This window comes from Oleiphilus sp. HI0117, from assembly GCF_001635235.1.
The window spans coordinates 1-443 of record NZ_LWGA01000305.1 but is presented as its reverse complement, the minus strand read 5'-3'; the positions used below and the strand labels follow the sequence as shown (position 1 = coordinate 443).

Annotated in this window: 1 protein-coding gene; it reads left to right on the top strand. The window is 47.0% G+C overall.

What is annotated here, in order from left to right:
* A partial coding sequence (locus A3757_RS03810) for an AAA family ATPase (RefSeq protein ID WP_156506155.1) occupies positions 1-443 on the top strand: 443 nt, incomplete at both ends.

Genomic DNA, 443 nt, shown 5'->3' with positions numbered 1-443 from the left:
GAGGCATTAGATAAATTTACGGTTGATTTGACGGCTAGAGCCGTAGAAGGAAAACTGGACCCGGTTATTGGTCGTGATGATGAGATTCGTCGCACGGTGCAGGTTCTTCAACGTCGACGTAAGAATAACCCCGTTTTGATAGGTGAGCCGGGTGTCGGTAAAACAGCTATTGTCGAAGGTTTAGCTCAACGAATTGTAAACGGTGAAGTACCTGACGGCTTAAAAGATAAGAGAGTCTTGTCCTTGGATATGGGGGCATTGATTGCCGGGGCTAAGTTTCGAGGTGAATTTGAGGAGCGCTTGAAAGGTGTGCTTAATGAGCTGAGTAAGCAAGAAGGGCAGATAATCCTCTTTATCGATGAAATTCATACCATGGTTGGTGCTGGTAAGGCAGAGGGCTCAATGGATGCGGGGAATATGTTGAAGCCTGCACTTTCTCGAGG